The organism is Paenibacillus sp. ACRRY, assembly GCF_022346995.1.
Taxonomy (GTDB): Bacteria; Bacillota; Bacilli; order Paenibacillales; family Paenibacillaceae; genus Paenibacillus.
Window position 1 is genome coordinate 39,361 of record NZ_JAKRNM010000017.1, and the last position, 19,086, is coordinate 58,446.

Annotated in this window: 15 protein-coding genes; all 15 read left to right on the top strand. The window is 48.8% G+C overall.

Features of this window, described 5'->3' with window-relative positions; translation table 11 throughout:
- The first annotated feature begins 425 nt into the window (after positions 1-425).
- The 15 genes from spoIIE to pabA all read left to right on the top strand — a co-directional run bounded on the left by spoIIE (position 426) and on the right by pabA (position 19,085).
- On the top strand, positions 426-2,933 hold the full coding sequence (gene spoIIE / locus MH144_RS28705; RefSeq protein ID WP_239305613.1) for a stage II sporulation protein E: 2,508 nt from the start codon (positions 426-428) through the stop codon (positions 2,931-2,933).
- An 84-nt stretch (positions 2,934-3,017) separates the two neighbouring features.
- Positions 3,018-3,770: a vWA domain-containing protein gene (locus MH144_RS28710; protein ID WP_239305614.1), complete on the top strand. Its 753-nt coding sequence runs from the start codon at positions 3,018-3,020 to the stop codon at positions 3,768-3,770.
- Positions 3,754-4,701, top strand: coding sequence for a serine/threonine protein kinase (locus MH144_RS28715; RefSeq protein ID WP_239305615.1), 948 nt, complete (start codon positions 3,754-3,756; stop codon positions 4,699-4,701). The genes MH144_RS28710 and MH144_RS28715 overlap by 17 nt, the downstream gene beginning before the upstream one ends.
- 44 nt (positions 4,702-4,745) lie before the next feature.
- On the top strand, positions 4,746-6,185 hold the full coding sequence (tilS, locus tag MH144_RS28720) for a tRNA lysidine(34) synthetase TilS (RefSeq protein ID WP_239305616.1): 1,440 nt from the start codon (positions 4,746-4,748) through the stop codon (positions 6,183-6,185).
- Between the two features lie 52 nt (positions 6,186-6,237).
- Entirely contained in the window at positions 6,238-6,777 is a 540-nt protein-coding gene (gene hpt / locus MH144_RS28725; protein ID WP_127540872.1) for a hypoxanthine phosphoribosyltransferase, read from the top strand.
- A 101-nt stretch (positions 6,778-6,878) separates the two neighbouring features.
- Complete coding sequence (gene ftsH, locus MH144_RS28730; protein ID WP_239305617.1) at positions 6,879-8,924, top strand: ATP-dependent zinc metalloprotease FtsH; 2,046 nt, start codon at positions 6,879-6,881, stop codon at positions 8,922-8,924.
- Positions 8,925-9,218: 294 nt separating this feature from the next.
- Positions 9,219-10,157 (top strand): quinolinate synthase NadA, encoded by a 939-nt coding sequence (gene nadA, locus MH144_RS28735; protein ID WP_239305618.1) that lies wholly within the window; start codon positions 9,219-9,221, stop codon positions 10,155-10,157.
- A gap of 35 nt (positions 10,158-10,192) precedes the next feature.
- The gene (nadB, locus tag MH144_RS28740) at positions 10,193-11,812 is read left to right on the top strand and encodes an L-aspartate oxidase (protein WP_239305619.1); all 1,620 of its coding nucleotides are present in this window, start codon (positions 10,193-10,195) and stop codon (positions 11,810-11,812) included.
- Complete coding sequence (gene nadC / locus MH144_RS28745; protein WP_239305620.1) at positions 11,809-12,675, top strand: carboxylating nicotinate-nucleotide diphosphorylase; 867 nt, start codon at positions 11,809-11,811, stop codon at positions 12,673-12,675. Before nadB ends, nadC begins: the two co-directional genes overlap by 4 nt.
- Before the next feature lie 6 nt (positions 12,676-12,681).
- Positions 12,682-13,452 (top strand): type III pantothenate kinase, encoded by a 771-nt coding sequence (locus MH144_RS28750; protein WP_095293374.1) that lies wholly within the window; start codon positions 12,682-12,684, stop codon positions 13,450-13,452.
- Positions 13,453-13,610: 158 nt separating this feature from the next.
- Complete coding sequence (gene hslO / locus MH144_RS28755; protein WP_275440357.1) at positions 13,611-14,498, top strand: Hsp33 family molecular chaperone HslO; 888 nt, start codon at positions 13,611-13,613, stop codon at positions 14,496-14,498.
- A 23-nt stretch (positions 14,499-14,521) separates the two neighbouring features.
- Complete coding sequence (locus MH144_RS28760) at positions 14,522-15,472, top strand: peptidyl-prolyl cis-trans isomerase (protein ID WP_239305621.1); 951 nt, start codon at positions 14,522-14,524, stop codon at positions 15,470-15,472.
- 339 nt (positions 15,473-15,811) lie between these two features.
- Entirely contained in the window at positions 15,812-16,750 is a 939-nt protein-coding gene (cysK, locus tag MH144_RS28765; protein ID WP_110756311.1) for a cysteine synthase A, read from the top strand.
- Between the two features lie 140 nt (positions 16,751-16,890).
- Positions 16,891-18,462, top strand: a complete 1,572-nt coding sequence (locus MH144_RS28770; protein ID WP_239305622.1) for an anthranilate synthase component I family protein — start codon at positions 16,891-16,893, stop codon at positions 18,460-18,462.
- A gap of 47 nt (positions 18,463-18,509) precedes the next feature.
- On the top strand, positions 18,510-19,085 hold the full coding sequence (gene pabA / locus MH144_RS28775; RefSeq protein WP_095293379.1) for an aminodeoxychorismate/anthranilate synthase component II: 576 nt from the start codon (positions 18,510-18,512) through the stop codon (positions 19,083-19,085).
- Position 19,086 lies beyond the last annotated feature (1 nt).

A 19,086-nucleotide genomic window follows, 5' to 3' on the forward strand; every position in this document is an offset into this window, starting at 1 on the left:
AAACATTTTGGGGTTTACCGTCGCCTATGCGCGTTCCACTGGATTTCTGGCTTTTTTTGTAAAGTAGTGCTCCGCTCATGCACTTTTTTCGCACAAGGACCAGGGGAGATAAGAACATTTGTCGTCTACCATTTTTTACCGACATGTTTCCATGCCATTCCGCAGGTATCCCGTTCAATTCAAGTTGAAGGCAGAACAAATGCCATTCAAAATCAGACAACCCCGTCCTCGGTAAATCAGGTGGTGAAGGAAGAAATGACAATAAGGCCGGGGGTTTCGCTCCTCCGCGCCACGCTTGATTCTTTTGTCGTAAACTTTTTGAACCCTATCCACCTATTGTGACAAACTACGTCTTCTAATCTATCTATAATCAGAACCATCGAGAATGAAACACGAAAACAAATAATCGAATGGGGTGCCTTGGGATGATGGAAAAGTGGAATGTCATTCAATTTCCGGGAATGAAAGCTGGTAAAGGGAGTACAGAAGCTCGGGAGGAGCTGTCCGTACGTCTCAAACAGTGGATTACCTCCCGGAAGGCTGTCCAGTTCGTTGCTGCACGTAAATGGGTGCTGCTCCTTACATTTATGGGATTTTTATTGGGGAAAGCCATGATCCTGAATGAACTATCGCCATTTGCAATTGCATACTTCGCGGTGATTGCCTTTATGCGCAGGGATTACATTATTCCCGTTGGTGCCGCTTTGCTGGCAGGGAGCCTTTTTGCTCCGTTTCCGGTTCCGCTTATCGTTGCGTCTGAGATGGCGATCTTCTATCTCTTGTTTAGAGGGCTGGAGGCTTATGACCGTGCTGAATTATCTTATGCACCAACAATGGTGTTTACGACTACTTTTATGGTCAAGTTGTTCGCGGTCGTCATTGGGCCGTCTTTCAGCTGGTACGCCATGTTAATGCTCACGATGGACTCCATACTCAGCTTCGTGCTCACCCTGGTTTTTATACAAGCCATACCGATTTTTACGTATCGCAAAAAGAAATTCAACCTAAAGAGCGAGGAGATCCTCTGCCTGATCATATTGCTGGCCTCCGTTATGACAGGAGCGGTGGGCTGGACCATTCAGTCCCTTTCCGTGGAGCATATGCTCTCTCGTTATTTAATTCTGATCTTCGCGCTGGTGGGCGGAGCCCCCCTTGGGGCATCGGTCGGGGTCATTACAGGTCTGATTTTGAGTCTCGCTGACATGTCTGCTGTATACCAAATGAGCTTGCTGGCTTTTGCCGGGATGCTGGCGGGTATGCTTAGAGAGGGCAAACGTGCAGGCGTTGCACTGGGGATGCTGCTGGGCTCATCCATTCTATCCATATATCTGGGCGGTCCAGGTGACGTGATGAATTCCTTATGGGAGACGTGCGCAGCCATTGTTCTGTTCATGCTTACACCTAAGAGCATGATGGCGGCCATATCCAAATATGTGCCAGGCACACAGGATCATACCAAATCGCAGCATGAATATGCGAAGCGGATTCGGGATATCACGGCAGAACGGGTGACCCGCTTCTCACAGGTATTCCGCCAGCTTTCCCGCAGCTTCGATCAGATGTCCGGTACGGGGGAACCGGTACAGAACGAAGGCGGCATGGAGCATTTCATGAATGAGGTAGCAGAGGGAACGTGCGCAGGGTGCTTTAAACGTGCACAGTGCTGGGATGCAAAGTTTATTCAAACCTATAAATACATGACGGATGTGATGAGTTCCATTGAGGCCAATCCGGAGATGTCTGGCAAACAAATCCCGGTGGAGTGGAACAGGGTATGTGCCAAACCGGAGGAGGTGCTCGAGGTTATGCGTGCCCAGTACGGGCTCTACCAGCATAATATGCAGTGGAAGCGTCAGATAGTGGACAGTCGGCAGCTGGTTGCCGAGCAATTATCCGGAGTATCCCAGGTGATGGAGGACCTGGCGAGAGAAATTCAACGGGAAAGTGAGGAGATGGTACAGCAGGAGGAGCAGATTCGGGATGCACTGGAGTCACTGGGCCTGTCCATTCATTCAATTGAAATTATCAATCTGGAAGCAGGCAATGTGGAAATCGAGATTGTTCATGCCTACACGAGGGGGTTTGATGAATGCCGGAAGATGATTGCGCCGCTGATCTCGGATGTCCTGGACGAGCATATTGCAGTTCTCCATGAGACGATGACGGATCCCCGTCAGGGTCTGGCTACCGTGACCTTTGGCTCAGCCAAAACCTATGAAGTGACTACAGGGGTAGCTGCGGCTGCCAAAGGGGGAGATTTATTATCCGGGGACAGCTTCAGCACCGTTGAACTGGGAAATGGTACCTTCGCGGTGGCGCTCAGTGATGGTATGGGCAACGGGGAACGTGCACGCATGGAGAGCAGTGCCGCATTAAATATTCTGGAACAACTGCTTCAATCCGGCATGGATGAGAAGCTGGCGATAAAATCCGTGAATTCTGTGCTGATGCTGCGCTCTCCTGAAGAGATGTATGCCACGGTGGACATGGCTTTAATCGATGAATATACGGCAGAGACCACATTTATGAAAATCGGCTCAACTCCGAGCTTTATTAAACGCGGACAGGAGGTTATTCAGGTATCGGCCAGCAACCTGCCCATTGGCATTATTAAAGACATCGAAGTCGATCTGGTCACTGTACAGCTTCAACCGGGCGATATATTGATTATGATGACGGATGGAATCTATGATGCCCCAGGGTATGCCGTCAACAAGGAGCTATGGATGAAACGTCTCATTCAGGAGATTGATAGTGACGATCCACAAGAGGTAGCAGACTGCCTGCTTGAGAGCGTAATTCGATATCAGCAGCATGAGATTTTGGATGATATGACTGTCGTTGTAGGAAAAGTAGAGCATTACCGTCCTGAATGGGCAACATTGCGCGTACCGGGTATTAACCGGATGGAGCGTCCGCGTACAGTAAGTTAATTGCATGATTCTCTGTTTGAAGTCTCTCCATTCTGGCAATGCTAGTCATAGAATTGGAGAGTAACAAAAACGGAGGGATTTCGGATGAAGCAGATCTTGTTGATCACCGACGGTTGTTCTAATGTAGGTACAAGTCCTGTGCTGGCAGCGGCAGAAGCCCGTGAAGAGGGAATTACGGTTAATGTGGTTGGTGTGATTGATTATGGGACCATTGGTGAACTGGGTAGCCGGGAGATTGAGGATATTGCCAAAGCTGGGGGTGGAATCAGCCAGATTGTCGGAACAAGGCAGCTTGCCCATACGATGCAGATGATGACAAGGAAAACGGTGGTTCAGACCATTCAGCAGGCGGTTAATAGAGAGTTAACACAAATTCTGGGAGAGAAGGTGTCCAAAACCGTAACTGACCTTGAACCTACACAGCGTGCTCAGGTGGTAGAAGTGATAGATAACCTGGCTGAAACGGCCCCTCTTCAGGTCATTCTGTTAATCGATGTAAGTGCAAGCATGAAGCCGAAGCTCGCTGCAGTTGAAGAAGGAATCCGGGATTTGATGTTGAGCTTGCAGTCACGTGTAGGGCAGAGCAAGCTCTCGGTATTTCATTTCCCGGGTCGCCATAGTGGAGAAGAGGCTGTGATGGATATCAACTGGACATCGGATCTGGGCAGTGTCCGTTCGCTGTTTGGACGTCTGCAGATGAAGGGTGCGACCCCGACAGGTCCTGCGATTCAGAAGGTGATTGATTTTTACCGTTATGGTACACTGGAGGGACAGCAGGAAATAGAAGGGAACTATCGCATTGAAAGAGAAGGGATGCTCGGTGACAACGTTGTCTGATGCCTCTTTCCCGCCAGGAACAGTAATTACGGGGAAATGGAATCGCAGCCGTTATACGATTCGCAAGCTGCTGGGCAAAGGCGCCAACGGCATCGTTTTTCTTGTCCAGCGGGGTGAGAATGGCAAACACTATGCACTTAAGATGGGATTTGATCCGTTCGATCTGCAATCAGAGATCAATGTACTCAAATCGTTTCAGCTACAGCGTAATCATGAGGCCCTGAAGCAGAGTGGTATTCCTTCCTATCTCAAGGATGTGGACGATTATGCCATTCAGGGACGGGATATTCCCTTTTATGTGATGCGTTATGTTCGGGGTGAAGCTCTTCACCACTTCATCAGGCGTCAAGGGACGGACTGGACGCTGCTGGTTGGGCTTAGACTCTTGCAGAAGCTGGCACAATTACATCAGGCGGGATGGGTATTTGGCGATCTTAAGCCTCAGAACGTACTGGTATCCGATTTTGGTCAAGTGGAGCTCATTGATTATGGTGGAGTTACGTCGATTGGACGAAGCGTGAAACAGTTTACCGAATGGTATGACAGGGGCTTCTGGAATGGCGGAAGCCGAACAGCAGATGGCACCTACGATGTCTTTGCTTTTGCTTTGTTACTGATTCACGTATTGGAGGGGGAAGCGCTCAAGGCGCTAGCTGCCGAAGGATTGCCACAACTGCGGAGTGTCAATCAGCTCACGACCCTGGTGGAGCGCAGCGAAAGGCTGCGACCGTTTCGTAACTGGACGATTCAGGCCCTTCGGGGACAGTTCCGGGATGCCGGACATGCAGCCAAATCCTGGAAAGACATGATGGCCCGGCCTACACCTCTTCGCCGGCGTTCATCGAGCTCTACACCACGCTGGCTAAAAAATGCATTCGCTGTATCCGTTATATTACTTATTGGGGTACTCATCTATGCACTGCGTTTTTAATTTTTACAGGTGCATATACATAACGCAAGGAATGAGGAACAGGTATGGAGGCTTTACGCTGGAATGAGCTGGTGAATCATGTGCTGGAGGCAGCGGAAGAGCATCAGTTATGGGTTCCCGGGGATCGGATCATCGTCGCAGTATCGGGCGGACCGGACTCGGTGGCTTTTTTGCATATTATGCATGAGATCAGTACAAGACATGTTCCGCTGGAACTGGTCTGTGCTCATGTGCATCACGGGTTCCGTACAGAATCGGATGAAGAGGCCGAAATGGTTGGGAAAATGGCAGCACAGCTGAACATTCCTTTTGAATGGGTGAAGGCCGATATTCCTTCTTATATGAAGCTTACAGGGAAGGGATCACAGGAAGCGGCACGCGATAGGCGGTATGCATTTCTGCATGAGGTAGCTGACAAATATGGTGCAGCAAGCATTGCTCTGGCACATCATGCGGATGATCAGGCAGAGACAGTTATGCTTCATTTATTACGTGGCAGCGGACTAACTGGACTGTCCGGAATGAAGTTTAAACGGCGCGAAAAAAATGTGGAACTTATTCGCCCATGTCTTCGTATAAACAAGACAGACCTTGTAGAAGCTTGTAATACTCAGGGATTTCTGTACTTTAATGATGCAAGCAATTCCCAGCGTAAATATCGGCGTAATGCCATTCGCTTGGATGTGCTTCCTTATTTGGGGCAATATAATGGACAGCTCACGCCGTCTTTGAATCGGCTTGCCGAAATTGTGGGCGATGAAGACGATTTCATGGAACAAAGTGCATATGACGCATACAGGTGTCTAGTGCAGGTGAACGGCGGAAGGCAAACCTTTGAGGTGCCTTCCTTTTTGAAGTTACATGTCGCTTTACAACGAAGGTTGATTAAACTAATATTGAATTATCTGCCTTTGGACAGTGATTTTGTCGACTTTACCCGTATCGAAACCATTCGCCGCAAGGTAATAGAGCCTTATGCGAAGACCTGGAGCCTAGATTTAGGACAGACACTCGCTTGTACCCGGGAGTATGATCTGGTTTCCTTTGGCATACGGACAGACGTACAGGATCAATCTTTCGAGTATCGTCTCGTGCAATGGAACGGAACTTATGAGCTTTCACTCAGGGAGATTGACCGATATCTTCGGATCGTTCCTATGAGTCCCGAGGACTATCTTGTGCCGGAAACGGCAGATCAGGCCGCATTTGATGCGGATCAACTGCTCATGCCGCTGGTTGTGCGTTCACGGTTACCTGGAGATACCATGAAAGTCATGGGATTAAACGGAAGCAAAAAGGTGAAAAATATTTTCATCGATGAAAAAATCCCCCCCTCTGTCCGTCCGCGTATTCCCGTGGTTTGTGACGGAGCAGGCAACATTGTCTGGTTGCCGGGTGTTCGCCGGTCGAATATTGCACCGGTGAAGGAGGATACTTCCGCCATCCTGTACATGACTGTAGGCAATTCAGCGATTCAGGGGTAGTGGTTATGGTTCAGGTAAGGCTTTCATAGTATAACTTAGGAGGTTCGCACAGTTGCAGAACGACATTCAGGAAGTATTGATCAGTGAAGAAGAAATTCAAAGTAAAGTCAAGGAATTAGGCGCAACACTAAGTGCCGAATATGCAGGTCGCAATCCTTTGGTCATTTGTGTGCTCAAGGGTGCGTTTATATTTATGGCTGATTTGGTTAAAAACATAACGGTACCTGTTGAAATGGATTTCATGGCAGTATCCAGTTATGGAGCATCCACCAAATCGTCAGGCGTTGTTAAGATCATCAAGGATCTCGACGTCTCGGTTGAAGGTCGTGAGGTTCTCATTGTCGAGGATATTATCGATAGTGGACTTACGCTCAGCTATTTGATTGAGCTGCTTCAAAATCGCGGTGCCGAAACGGTGCGCGTGGTTACGCTTTTTGACAAACCTTCAGGCCGTAAGGTGGAGCTTGAAGCTCATTACACCGGCTTTGACATTCCTGATGCATTCATCGTTGGATATGGTTTGGATTATGCCGAGAAGTACCGGAATCTCCCTTACATCGGGATTTTGAAACCGGAAGTATACAGCAGTTAATAAGCATGCTAGTTCCAAGCCCAGTTCTGCTCGTGCCTTCTGTTGAGAAGCCATGTCGGGCTATGTTAAAATAATTAAAGTGTCTCGAGAGGAGGTAGGGGATGAATCGGTTCATCCGGAATTCTGGTTTTTATTTGATTCTTTTTTTAGTCGTGGTGGGCATAGTGCAGTTCGTCAGCAATGGCGGCGAAGCCACAGATAATCCTAGATATGATCAGTTGCGCACGGCGGTTAAGGCGAACAACATCTCGGAATTGACGGTTCAATTTGACGGTCAGTCTTTTCTTGTGACCGGTCAATATAGAGAGAAGCCTAGCGAAGCCAAATCAGAAAATTTCTCAACGTACATTCCTCCTACGGATGAAGCGATTAGTGAGCTTGTAGCGGCAAGTGAAGCTAATAATTTCAAGTTAAATCAGGAGCCAATGAGAGGTGACAGCATCTGGCTGACACTTCTGACATCCTTTATTCCTTTGATCATTATGTTCCTGCTGTTCTTCTTCCTGTTTAATCAGGCGCAAGGCGGCGGCGGTAAAGTAATGAACTTTGGTAAAAGCCGTGCCCGTCTCTATAACGAAGAGAAGAAGCGGGTTACATTTGAAGACGTCGCAGGTGCGGACGAAGAGAAGCAGGAGCTTGTTGAGGTCGTTGACTTCCTCAAAGATCCTCGCAAATTCGCAGCTGTAGGTGCACGGATTCCTAAGGGCGTATTGCTCGTGGGGCCTCCGGGTACTGGTAAAACGTTGCTTGCTCGTGCCGTTGCAGGTGAAGCGGGTGTGCCGTTCTTCAGTATCTCGGGTTCTGACTTCGTCGAAATGTTTGTCGGTGTCGGTGCATCCCGTGTACGTGACTTGTTTGAAAATGCAAAGAAAAACGCCCCATGTATCATCTTTATTGACGAGATTGATGCTGTGGGTCGTCAGCGTGGAGCTGGCCTTGGCGGTGGTCACGATGAACGTGAACAAACGCTCAACCAGTTGCTCGTTGAAATGGACGGATTCGGAGCTAACGAGGGAATTATCATCGTTGCTGCAACGAACCGTGCAGACATTTTGGACCCTGCCTTGCTGCGTCCGGGACGTTTTGACCGTCAAATCACGGTTGACCGCCCTGATGTAAAAGGTCGTGAAGCGGTACTGAAAGTACACTCCCGCAACAAACCACTCACAAAAGATGTGAAACTGGACATTATTGCGAAACGTACAACAGGCTTCTCTGGTGCGGATCTTGAGAATCTCCTGAATGAAGCGGCACTGCTTGCGGCACGCCGTAACAGAAAAGATATTTCCATGCGTGAGGTAGATGAGGCGATCGACCGTGTCATTGTAGGTACGGAGAAGAAAAGCCGTGTCATCAGTGATCGTGAGAAACGAATCGTTGCTTATCACGAAGCAGGCCATACCATTGTAGGATACTTCCTGGAACATGCCGATATGGTACATAAAGTGACCATCATTCCACGCGGACGTGCGGGTGGATATGTAATCATGTTGCCAAAAGAAGACCGAATGCTGGTAACCAAGCAAGAACTCTTGGACAAAGTAACAGGGCTCCTCGGGGGTCGTGTAGCAGAAGAATTGTTCATTGGTGAAATTGGTACTGGTGCATACAGTGACTTCCAGCAAGCGACAGGTATTGTTCGCAGCATGGTTATGGAGTACGGTATGAGTGAGAAATTGGGACCTATGCAATTCGGAAGTTCACAAGGACAGGTATTCCTAGGACGGGATATCGGCCATGAACAGAATTACTCGGATTCCATCGCTTATGAGATCGATCAGGAAATGCAGCGCTTTATCAATGAATGTTACGAGAAATGTAAAGACCTGCTCGTAAAACATTCCAAAGAAATGCACTTGATCGCTCAAACGTTGCTTGAAGTGGAGACACTGGAAATGGATCAGATCAAACAATTGATCGAGACAGGTTCCCTGACTCCAAAACCGGAGAGCGATAATGACAACGAAGGTACGCCAAGTGAAGGCGGAGAGCCAATCGTCGATAATATCGGTGATGTGCGTGTTCGCATTCAAGGCAAAGACGAAACACCTGAGCCACCAGCCGGAGATATCCCTAACGATGCTCCGAATCTGGATAAAGGCAACAGTAATGACCCAGATGATGGCGGTACGAAGCCAACATCTTAATGTCTAACAGAACCTGTTCTGAGAACAGATCAAAGAGAGCCGAGAGGCTCTCTTTTTTTGTGCGTTTTATTCAAATTACAGAGATAATGATAACTGCGAGCTAGAGCGCGAACTACGCAGGAAATGGTTGATTAAGGTGTTGTTCTGTGCCCTTTTCATTTATTGACAGAGTCGTGAACGTTGTGTACATTAGGTGTTAAACCGCTTGTGATTCGTTTCTCAAGCGAAAATATCGACGCAGATAGTCACAGGAAACGGCGCATGGCGCTGTCCCGTCAAAGGAGAGGATCACAGGTGGAAGCTCTGGCTTTAGAGCGCAAGGCTGAGATGAACCGGGAGCTGCGAGAGCGGCTGATGGAGTTGAAGAAGGAACGTAACGCTATTATTCTTGCTCATTATTACCAACGTGACGAAGTACAGGAAGTAGCCGATTTTCGTGGAGATTCATTCCTATTGGCACAGAAAGCCGCGCAAACAGATGCGGATGTCATTGTATTTTGCGGGGTTCACTTTATGGGTGAAAGCGCTAAAATTTTGGCCCCGAACAAGACGGTTATCATTCCGGATGAACGTGCAGGATGCCCCATGGCAGACATGGTCAATGTTGAGGGCCTGCGTAAACTGAAAGCGCAGCATCCCAATGCAAAAGTAGTGACGTATATCAATTCCTCGGCTGAGATCAAGGCAGAGACCGACATCTGTTGTACATCGGCCAACGCAGTCCGGGTTATTCAATCTGTTGATTCTGATGAGATTATCTGGGTGCCGGATAAAAACCTGGGACATTATGTTCAGCAGCACACAGACAAAAAAATGATCATCTGGGAAGGGTATTGCAACACACACGATATGCTGACTGTAAAAGACGTCGTTGAGATGAGAGCCAAATATCCAAATGCCGAGTTTGTCGTCCACCCGGAATGCCGTCCGGAAGTCGTGGAGATGGGAGACTTTGTAGGCAGCACGACAGCAATTCTTGAATACTGCAAAAATTCTTCCGCCAAGGAATTTATCGTAGGAACGGAAGATGGTACAGGATACCAGCTGCGACTGGATAGCCCGGATAAAGAGTTTCATTTTGCCACCAAGTTCCTGGTGTGTCCAAACATGAAGGTCAATAACCTGAAGAAACTGGTTAAATGCCTGGAAACGATGAAGCCACAAATTTACGTACCACCGGCCGTTGCCGACAAAGCTAGAGAATCGCTAGAGCGCATGTTACTGGTGAAGTAGCATGCGCTACTCTTGCTCCGAGACAGGTGAATAGGATGATACCGCAATATTTAGTGGATTTTGATCTGTCCCAGCTGCCAGCGGTGGAGACGGATGTATTGGTTATTGGTTCTGGCATTGCCGGATTGTATACAGCCATCAGGGCAAGCAAACATAATCAGGTATTGATGATCACGAAGAAGTCATTACTGGAGAGCAATACCCGTTATGCGCAAGGAGGCATCGCTGCGGTAATCGCTGAAGATGACTCCCCTGCATACCATCTACAGGATACACTTGTGGCTGGAGCGGGCCTGTGTCGCCGCGAGGCAGTGGAAGCATTGGTAAACGAAGGCCCAGATGGAGTGCAGGAACTGATCCGTCTGGGCACATTGTTTGATGTGGAGAACGGCGAGCTGGCGTTGACGCAGGAAGGTGCGCACAGTCACCGCCGTATTTTGCATGCAAATGGCGATGCGACTGGATATGAGATCGTAAGGGCTCTTGCAGCTCAGGCGAGTGCACATTCAGGTATTGAAGTCTGGGATGAGCATTTTGTCATTGATTTGATCACGGATCACGGAGAATGTGTTGGGGCTCTGGTCCAGAAATCGAACGGTGAAAAGGTGTTTGTAAAAGCGCGTGCTACGGTTCTCTGCTCCGGTGGGGCAGGGCAATTGTACCGCTATACAACCAATCCGGAGGTAGCTACGGCTGATGGCGTTGCCATGGCATATCGTGCAGGTGCAGTCATTCGGGATATGGAATTCATCCAATTTCACCCGACATCCCTATGTTATCCGGGTGCTCCGCGCTTCTTGGTTTCTGAAGCGGTACGGGGCGAAGGAGCGTTTCTGCGAAATATCAAAGGTGAGCGTTTTATGGAACGTTATCATCCACAGCTTGAGCTCGCTCCGCGCGATATTGTTGCAAGAGCGATTGTTAGTGAGATGGAGGCGACGAACAGTACATTCGTGTATCTGGATATTACTCATGAATCGGCTGAGTTAATCAAGCATCGATTCCCTACCATATATGAGACATGTATGCGGTACGGACTGGATATGACCACAGACTGGATTCCGGTTGCTCCTGCAGCACACTATATGATGGGCGGCGTTAAAACGGATTTGAACGGGGAGAGCAGCATTGGAAGGTTGTTTGCTTGTGGTGAGGTTTCCTCAACGGGAGTCCACGGAGCCAATCGTCTGGCGAGTAACTCATTGTCTGAAGCCATTGTTTTTGGGCACAGAATTTTTGAACGCATTCAAACACTGCCACCGCTGAATTTAATTCAGATTAAAAAACCTTTGCCGCATAGTGTCGGAAATAGAGAATGGGAAGAGCAGCAGCCAATTTCGGAACGGCGCTTGCGTTTGCAGAAGATGATGGTTCGTCAGGTTGGTCTCAGACGTAACGGTGCCAGCTTACAGGGAGCCCTGGATAAACTGGAGATGGAAATGGACATCTTCAATTATTTGCTGACACACAAGGAAGAGATGGAATACGCCAATCTTTTGACCTGTGCTTGGCTGGTCACCAGTGGAGCATTACATCGTCAGGAGAGTCGGGGAGCACATTACCGTGAGGATTACCCGCTTCGTGATGATACGGCTTGGCAGAAGCATAGTTTGCAGCAAAGAGAACAAGCGATTGTGGAGGAATTGATGTCATGATACTGAACGGATATAATGAAGGACTCATCGAATCCATCAAAAATTGGCTTCGCGAGGATGTGGGTGCAGGGGATGTTACTACAAGTGTGACGATTCCGGCAGGCCATCAATCCAAGGCAGTTATTCATGCTAAAGACCATGGGTTCATCGCGGGCATTTCGGTAGCTGAACTGGTATTTCAGGTGGTTGACCCATTCCTCGTATTTAGACCGATGGTACAAGATGGAGATGAGGTTACTCGGGGAACAACTTTGGCCGAAGTGGAAGGAAGCACCCATAGTTTACTTACAGGTGAGCGCCTGGCGCTGAACCTCCTGCAACGCATGTCTGGTATTGCAACGCGCACACGTTCATATGTTGATGCATTAGAGGGCCTCTCTACCCGATTGGTTGATACACGCAAAACAACCCCTGGTCACCGCATGCTTGAAAAATATGCAGTACGGGTCGGTGGAGGGGCGAATCACCGATTCGGATTGTACGATGCCGTTATGATTAAGGATAATCACATTAAAGGAGCAGGCGGCATTACAGAAGCCGTGAAGCGGGCAAGAGAAGTCATTCCTCATACGATGACTATTGAGGTGGAGACAGAAAATCTGACGCAGGTGAACGAAGCCTTGCATGCAGGTGCGGATATTATTATGCTGGACAATATGCATCCGGATCAGATGCGTGAGGCCGTTACGGTTATTCGTAAACAGGCTCCGCATGTGAAGGTGGAGGCATCAGGCAATGTCTCTCTGGATACAATCCGTGGAATTGCCGAGAGTGGTGTGGATGTAATTTCGGTTGGAAGGTTAACCTATTCTTTCGAGAGCCTTGATATCAGCCTAGATTTAAACGAAAAGAAAGAGGGGTGAACCTCTTTGATTCTTGTTGTAGACGTGGGCAACAGTAATATTGTACTCGGCGTGTATCAAGGCCGGTCGTTGCTCCACCATTTTCGTCTGAGCACATCCCGTCAGTCCACAGTGGATGAATACGGCGTATTGATTTATAATTTATTTCATATGTCGGATATATCAACACGCGACATTGAAGGAGTCATCATCTCATCGGTGGTTCCTCCTCTTGTGCATGTGATGGAAACGATGTGTGAAAAATATGTTGGCAAAAAGCCGATGGTTGTGGGACCTGGCATCAAAACCGGCCTAAACCTAAGGTACGAGAATCCGCGTGAGGTAGGCGCAGATCGCATTGTTAATGCAGTGGCAGCTGTTGAGAAATACGGTGGTCCACTTGTGGTTGTTGATTTTGGTACTGCGACGACCTTCGACTGTATTGATGAGAAGGGCAACTACCTTGGGGGAGCCATCGTACCGGGCATTCATATTGCCACTGAAGCGCTCTATGAGCGGGCATCCAAGCTGCCTCGCATCGAACTGGAGAAGCCCAAGAAGGTTATAGGACGCAATACGGTGCATGCCATGCAGGCTGGTATCATTTACGGCTATGCTGGACAGGTCGACGGGATTGTTGATCGCATTCGTACAGAGATGGGCGTACAGCCCAAAGTTATTGCAACCGGGGGGCTTGCACCGCTGATTGCAGAGGAAACACGCAGCATCGAGGAAGTCGATCCGCTGCTTACGCTGGAAGGGCTGCGTATCATTTATGAGCGGAACCGGGAAAGGTAAGGAAAGAGACGGCATGCAGCGGGCTGATTTTACAGTCTTACGTATTGTGCCGTTTTTTCTGTAAATTGAACGGATTTATAAGTTGAACGAATATTATATTCAATTTATATATCGTGTATCAGAGATACTATAGTATACGCCAAAGGAGGCTGAATGACTTGGAAAACAACAAACAGGACCGCTTGATTCGAGGTACAGCAATGGAAGGACGGGTTAGAGCCTTTGCTGTCCAAACAACAGAGTTGGTTGAGGAATTGCGCAGAAGACATGATACGTTTCCCACGGCTACAGCTGCCATGGGGCGTACGGTAACAACTGCAGCCATCATGGGTGCAATGCTTAAAGGTGAAGAGAAGCTGACCATTCAGGTCAAGGGAGACGGTCCCATTGGACAGATTGTTGCCGATGCGAATGCCAAAGGGGAAGTGCGTGGCTATGTGACGAATCCGCATGTACATTTACCTAGCAACAGTATGGGTAAGCTTGACGTTAGAGGCGTTGTGGGTACAGAGGGCTTCGTGAACGTAACGAAGGACCTTGGCCTGAAGGAGCCTTATCGTGGCAGTGTACCGATTGTTTCGGGAGAGCTGGGCGAAGACTTCACATACTATTTTGCCAAATCGGAGCAGACTCCTTCAGCTGTAGGCGTTGGCGTGCTTGTCGATACTGATAATTCTGTCATTGTCTCCGGCGGATTCATTATACAGCTGCTGCCAGGGCTGACCGACGATGAAATTACCGTTATTGAGAATTCTATCGGCACGTTGCCTGCTGTGACGACGCTGCTGGAGCAAGGGCTTGAACTGGAAGAATTGCTGAAGCGTGTACTGCCGGATGTACAGGTTATGGATGGAATGGACATTCATTTCCGCTGTCAATGTTCCCGTGAACGGGTCGAAAAAACGTTGATCAGTCTAGGTCAGCACGAAATGGAGCAACTGATCGAAGAAGAAGGCAAAGCAGAAGTAGTATGCCAGTTCTGCAATGAAGCTTATGATTTCAATAAGGAACAACTCGAGACCATTCTAGAGCAAGCCAAGAACTGATATAAGCGGGGACGGGACGCGGAATGACGAGACAGGAAAAAGGGCTGTGGACAGCTGTTATTGTCCTGACCCTCGGCATGCTGGTGATGGGGACGGTAATGGTTGTCCAGGGTATGAGATCAGGTCGGGATGATGCAGATGCACCTCATGATAAAGGTCAGGAAGAAGGGAGTGCCATTGCCACAATTAACGGAGAGGTCATTACTGACAAGGAATGGACCGATGCGCTAAAACGACGTTATGGTAGCGACATGCTCCTTCAGATGCTGAACCGCAAAGCGGTTTATGCAGAGGCTGTTGATCGGAACCTGACAGTCACGCCAGAGGAAATAGCAAAGGAACTGACTGTTGCGATGGATGGCTATGATTCGGAGCAGGCGTACTTTGACGAGATGAAGTCCCAGCTTGGCTTGACGAGACAAGAGCTTGAACTGGAAGCTGGTTATCGACTTTTGTTGGAGAAAATTGCTACGAGCGGCATTCAGGTCAAGGATGCAGACATTGAGCATTATTGGGACGAGCATCGCGAGGACTTTATCTCTCCCGAGAAATACGATCTGTCCATGATTATGGTGGAAGATGAAGAGCAAGCCGATTCGTTACTGGATGATTTGGGGCAGGGTGCAGACTTCGAAGATATGGCAAGAGCTGAATCAACAGACAGCTTCACTCGTGATGCTGGAGGGCGGCTTGGCTGGATTGAACAGAATGATCCGTTTCAGCCGGAAGACGTCATGAACCTGGCTGAACAATTGGATGTGGGTGATATTGCTGGGCCAGTGCAGGTCGAAGATGCATATGCCATTATCAAATTAAACGATAAGCAGGATGCCCAGGTTCAATCCGCAGAAGAGGTGCGCGAAGATATCCGGATGCAGTTGGCTCTGAGCCAGGCCGATCCACTTCCCCAGGTGGAAGAGAGGCTGCGCAACAAATATGAAGCCGTGATTATTGCCGAAATTCCTGCTTCCTGATCTTTTTGATCCATGGATGAGTTGGGATGCTGCATCGTGATAAAAATACTCTGTCTACAGGCTTAGGGCCCAGGACAGAGTATTTTTTTGAGTACTCATATTGACAATGACGCGCAACGTTGATAAGATAAAAATAATAAATACCTACTCGTTTACTCGGATTAAAAGCAATGTTTAAACCCTAAGAAACCTTCGGAGACCTCAGATCCATTCCATGGTTAGGGCCAGGTGGAGTAAGGGATATCCGCAGTTCTTCTATAACATCAAGAGGCTGCTCCGGCCGCACAATATAAGCAACAGGACTTAAGTATTATTCATCCCACTAAGGAGGGCATTCATATGGCTAAAGTTGTTAATAACGTAACAGAACTCATCGGAGGTACTCCGCTTGTTCGTCTCAACCGTATCGTACCTGAGGGCAGTGCTGAAGTATTCGTGAAACTTGAGTATCAGAATCCAGGTTCGAGCGTTAAGGACCGTATCGCGATCAGCATCGTGGAAGAAGCGGAAAAAGAAGGCAAGTTGAAACCAGGTGATACCATCATTGAAGCAACTAGCGGTAACACAGGGATTGGTCTTGCAATGGTAGCTGCAGCCAAAGGCTACAAGTCTGTCATTGTTATGCCTGAAACGATGAGCTTGGAGCGTCGTAACTTGCTTCGTGCCTATGGTTCTGAGCTGGTGCTCACGCCCGGATCCGAGGGAATGAACGGTGCTGTCAAAAAAGCAGAAGAATTGCTTAAGGAAAACCCAACGTACTTCATGGCTGAGCAATTTAAGAATAAAGCAAACGTAAAAATTCACCGTGAAACAACAGGTCCTGAGATCGTTGAAGCGATTCAATCTGTTGGTGGTACATTGGATGCCTTTGTTGCAGGGATAGGTACTGGTGGAACAATTACAGGTACAGGCGAAGTGTTGAAAGAAGCCTTCCCTTCGATCAAAGTAATTGCTGTAGAGCCAGCCGCATCTCCAATTCTGGCAGGCGGCAAGCCGGGTCCTCACAAAATCCAAGGAATCGGTGCAAACTTCATTCCTGAGATTCTGGATCAGGAAATCTATGACGAGATCATTCACATTGAGAATGATGATGCGTTCGAAACGGCTCGTCAGGTAGCGAAGGAAGAGGGCATTCTGTCCGGTATTTCTTCCGGTGCAGCAATTCGTGCAGGTCTGCAAGTAGCCAAACAACTGGGTGCAGGCAAACGTGTTGTTGTTATCGTGCCAAGTAACGGAGAGCGTTACCTCAGCACACCACTATACAACTTCGAAGCTTAAGCATAAGTATAATGCTATCAATCCTCCGTACCCACATGCTGGGTATGGGGGATTTTTTGCTGAATGCTTTTAAAAGATGCGGCGCTTTAGTATACTATCAGACAATAGAACTAGCGACAGATGGAGGGCGGCTAACCGCAATGACACACCTGATGACAACATACGCCGACTGGACAGACTGGGCCAGACAAGGATGGACCATGATGCCGTATATGATCAAGTCGGATGAGGGACCGGTTCATGGCGGTTTACCGTTAACATGGGAAGCAGCTTGGCACAAGGCTTCGCCCTATTCCATGGTGCTGGAGAACGGGAAGGGCGGAAGATATACATTTCTGGGATTGCACCCGGTATCCGTTATTTCAGGCAAGGGACATGAAGCAGTGATTTATGATCTGAAAAAAGGATTCACGTCCACAGATACGGGTAAGCCGCTGGACGTATTAAAAAGGTGGTCTGCTCCGTACAGTGCCCCCAAAGTGAGTGGGGCTCCGGACTTTGGTGGGGGGAGTGCAGGTTACCTCAGTTATGACGTAGCCAGATCACTGGAGAAGCTGCCAACATTGGCTGAAGACAATCCCGCTTTACCTGACTACTGGTGGATGCGCTTTGAAGAGCTCTGGGCATATGACCATGAACAAGAGGCACTGTACTGCATGGTCCATCTGCCGCTAAGAGCTGAACCGGACGAGTCTCACCTTCAAGTCTTGTATGCAGAAGCCGAAGAGCGAGCTGAAGCCATGAGGCAGCGGTGGCTGCATATTGTGGGCTTTGCTCAGGCAGAGGAGCAGCAGCAAGCATTGGAGCATCGCAGCAGGCACATGCATCTGGCGCAGAAGCAGGAAGATGCGGACAGGGAAGCAGAAGGATGGCAGACATCATTTCCCCAACAAGATTTCGAACAGGCTGTACGTACCGTGCAGGAATATATCCGGCAGGGTGATGTGTTCCAAGTAAACCTTTCGCTGCGGCAGGAAAAGCAAATCCAATCCAGTGCCGAGCATATATACGAATGGCTGCGTCTTGTGAACCCATCGCCTTATATGGGAATGCTTCGCAGTCCGGACTTTCAACTGGTGAGTGGTTCACCGGAGCTTCTTGTCAAAGTGGATAACGGCAAGGTAAGTGCACGCCCAATTGCGGGCACACGGAGAAGAGGTCGTGACACAGCTGAGGATGAAGCCATGGCGGCAGAGCTGTTGAACAGTGAGAAGGAACGGGCCGAGCATATTATGCTGGTTGATCTGGAGCGCAATGATATTGGGCGCATTGCAGCCTATGGGTCGGTTCATGTACCCGAACTGATGACCATCGAGAAGTACTCGCATGTTATGCATCTGGTTTCCCAAGTGGAGGGGAGGCTTGCTGATGGTTTGTCCGTTTTCGATGTCATTGCAGCCACATTCCCTGGTGGAACGATTACTGGCGCTCCCAAAGTACGGACTATGGAAATTATTGAGGAGCTTGAGCCTGTGCGGAGAGGCCCCTATACAGGATCCATCGGGTGGATGGACTACAGTGGGAATATGGAGCTGAACATCGTCATCCGAACACTGGCCATCAAGGATGGAGTGGGCTATGTTCAAGCGGGAGCAGGCATTGTTATTGACTCCGACCCGTATCGGGAATACAAGGAGTGCCGGAATAAGGCAAGGGCCATGATGAGGGCCGTGAACTACAGTGAGCAAGCGGAAGCAGTCAAACTAAACTAATCGAAGCAACCGTCATTACATGACGGAAGAAGAGGAGGAACAAGAATATGATACTGGTTATCGACAATTACGACTCCTTCACATATAACCTGGTTCAATATTTGGGTGAGCTGGGAGAGACGGTGGAGGTTCGCCGGAATGATGAGATTGATCTGGCAGGCATTGAGGCACTCGCACCTGATCATATTTTGATCTCTCCAGGACCTTGTACCCCGAATGAAGCAGGCATCAGTCTGGCTGTCATTGATCACTTCAAGGGTAGTATTCCGATCTTTGGCGTTTGTCTAGGGCATCAAGCCATTGGACAGGCTTTTGGAGGCAACGTCATTCGTGCAGATCGCATGATGCATGGCAAAACCTCGGAAATGCATCATCATGGAACGTCTGTCTTTGCCGGACTGCCTTCCCCGTTTACGGCAACACGCTATCACTCCCTTATTGTAGAGCGCAGCAGTTTGCCGGATTGCCTGGAGATCACAGCCGAGACGGCAGAAGGTGAAATTATGGGACTGCGCCATAAGGAGTTTGCCATTGAGGGCGTACAGTTCCATCCTGAATCGATTATTACAGATCATGGGCATCAGATGCTGCGTAACTTTCTGTCTCAGAAGGTGAAGGTATAGG

Excerpts from the sequence above, each read along its gene's own strand:
- spoIIE (WP_239305613.1), top strand. The coding sequence starts at position 426 with ATGATGGAAAAGTGGAATGTCATTCAATTTCCGGGAATGAAAGCTGGT.
- MH144_RS28710 (WP_239305614.1), top strand. The coding sequence starts at position 3,018 with ATGAAGCAGATCTTGTTGATCACCGACGGTTGTTCTAATGTAGGTACA.
- tilS (WP_239305616.1), top strand. The coding sequence starts at position 4,746 with ATGGAGGCTTTACGCTGGAATGAGCTGGTGAATCATGTGCTGGAGGCA.
- ftsH (WP_239305617.1), top strand. The coding sequence starts at position 6,879 with ATGAATCGGTTCATCCGGAATTCTGGTTTTTATTTGATTCTTTTTTTA.
- nadB (WP_239305619.1), top strand. The coding sequence starts at position 10,193 with ATGATACCGCAATATTTAGTGGATTTTGATCTGTCCCAGCTGCCAGCG.
- nadC (WP_239305620.1), top strand. The coding sequence starts at position 11,809 with ATGATACTGAACGGATATAATGAAGGACTCATCGAATCCATCAAAAAT.
- MH144_RS28760 (WP_239305621.1), top strand. The coding sequence starts at position 14,522 with ATGACGAGACAGGAAAAAGGGCTGTGGACAGCTGTTATTGTCCTGACC.
- cysK (WP_110756311.1), top strand. The coding sequence starts at position 15,812 with ATGGCTAAAGTTGTTAATAACGTAACAGAACTCATCGGAGGTACTCCG.
- MH144_RS28770 (WP_239305622.1), top strand. The coding sequence starts at position 16,891 with ATGACACACCTGATGACAACATACGCCGACTGGACAGACTGGGCCAGA.
- pabA (WP_095293379.1), top strand. The coding sequence starts at position 18,510 with ATGATACTGGTTATCGACAATTACGACTCCTTCACATATAACCTGGTT.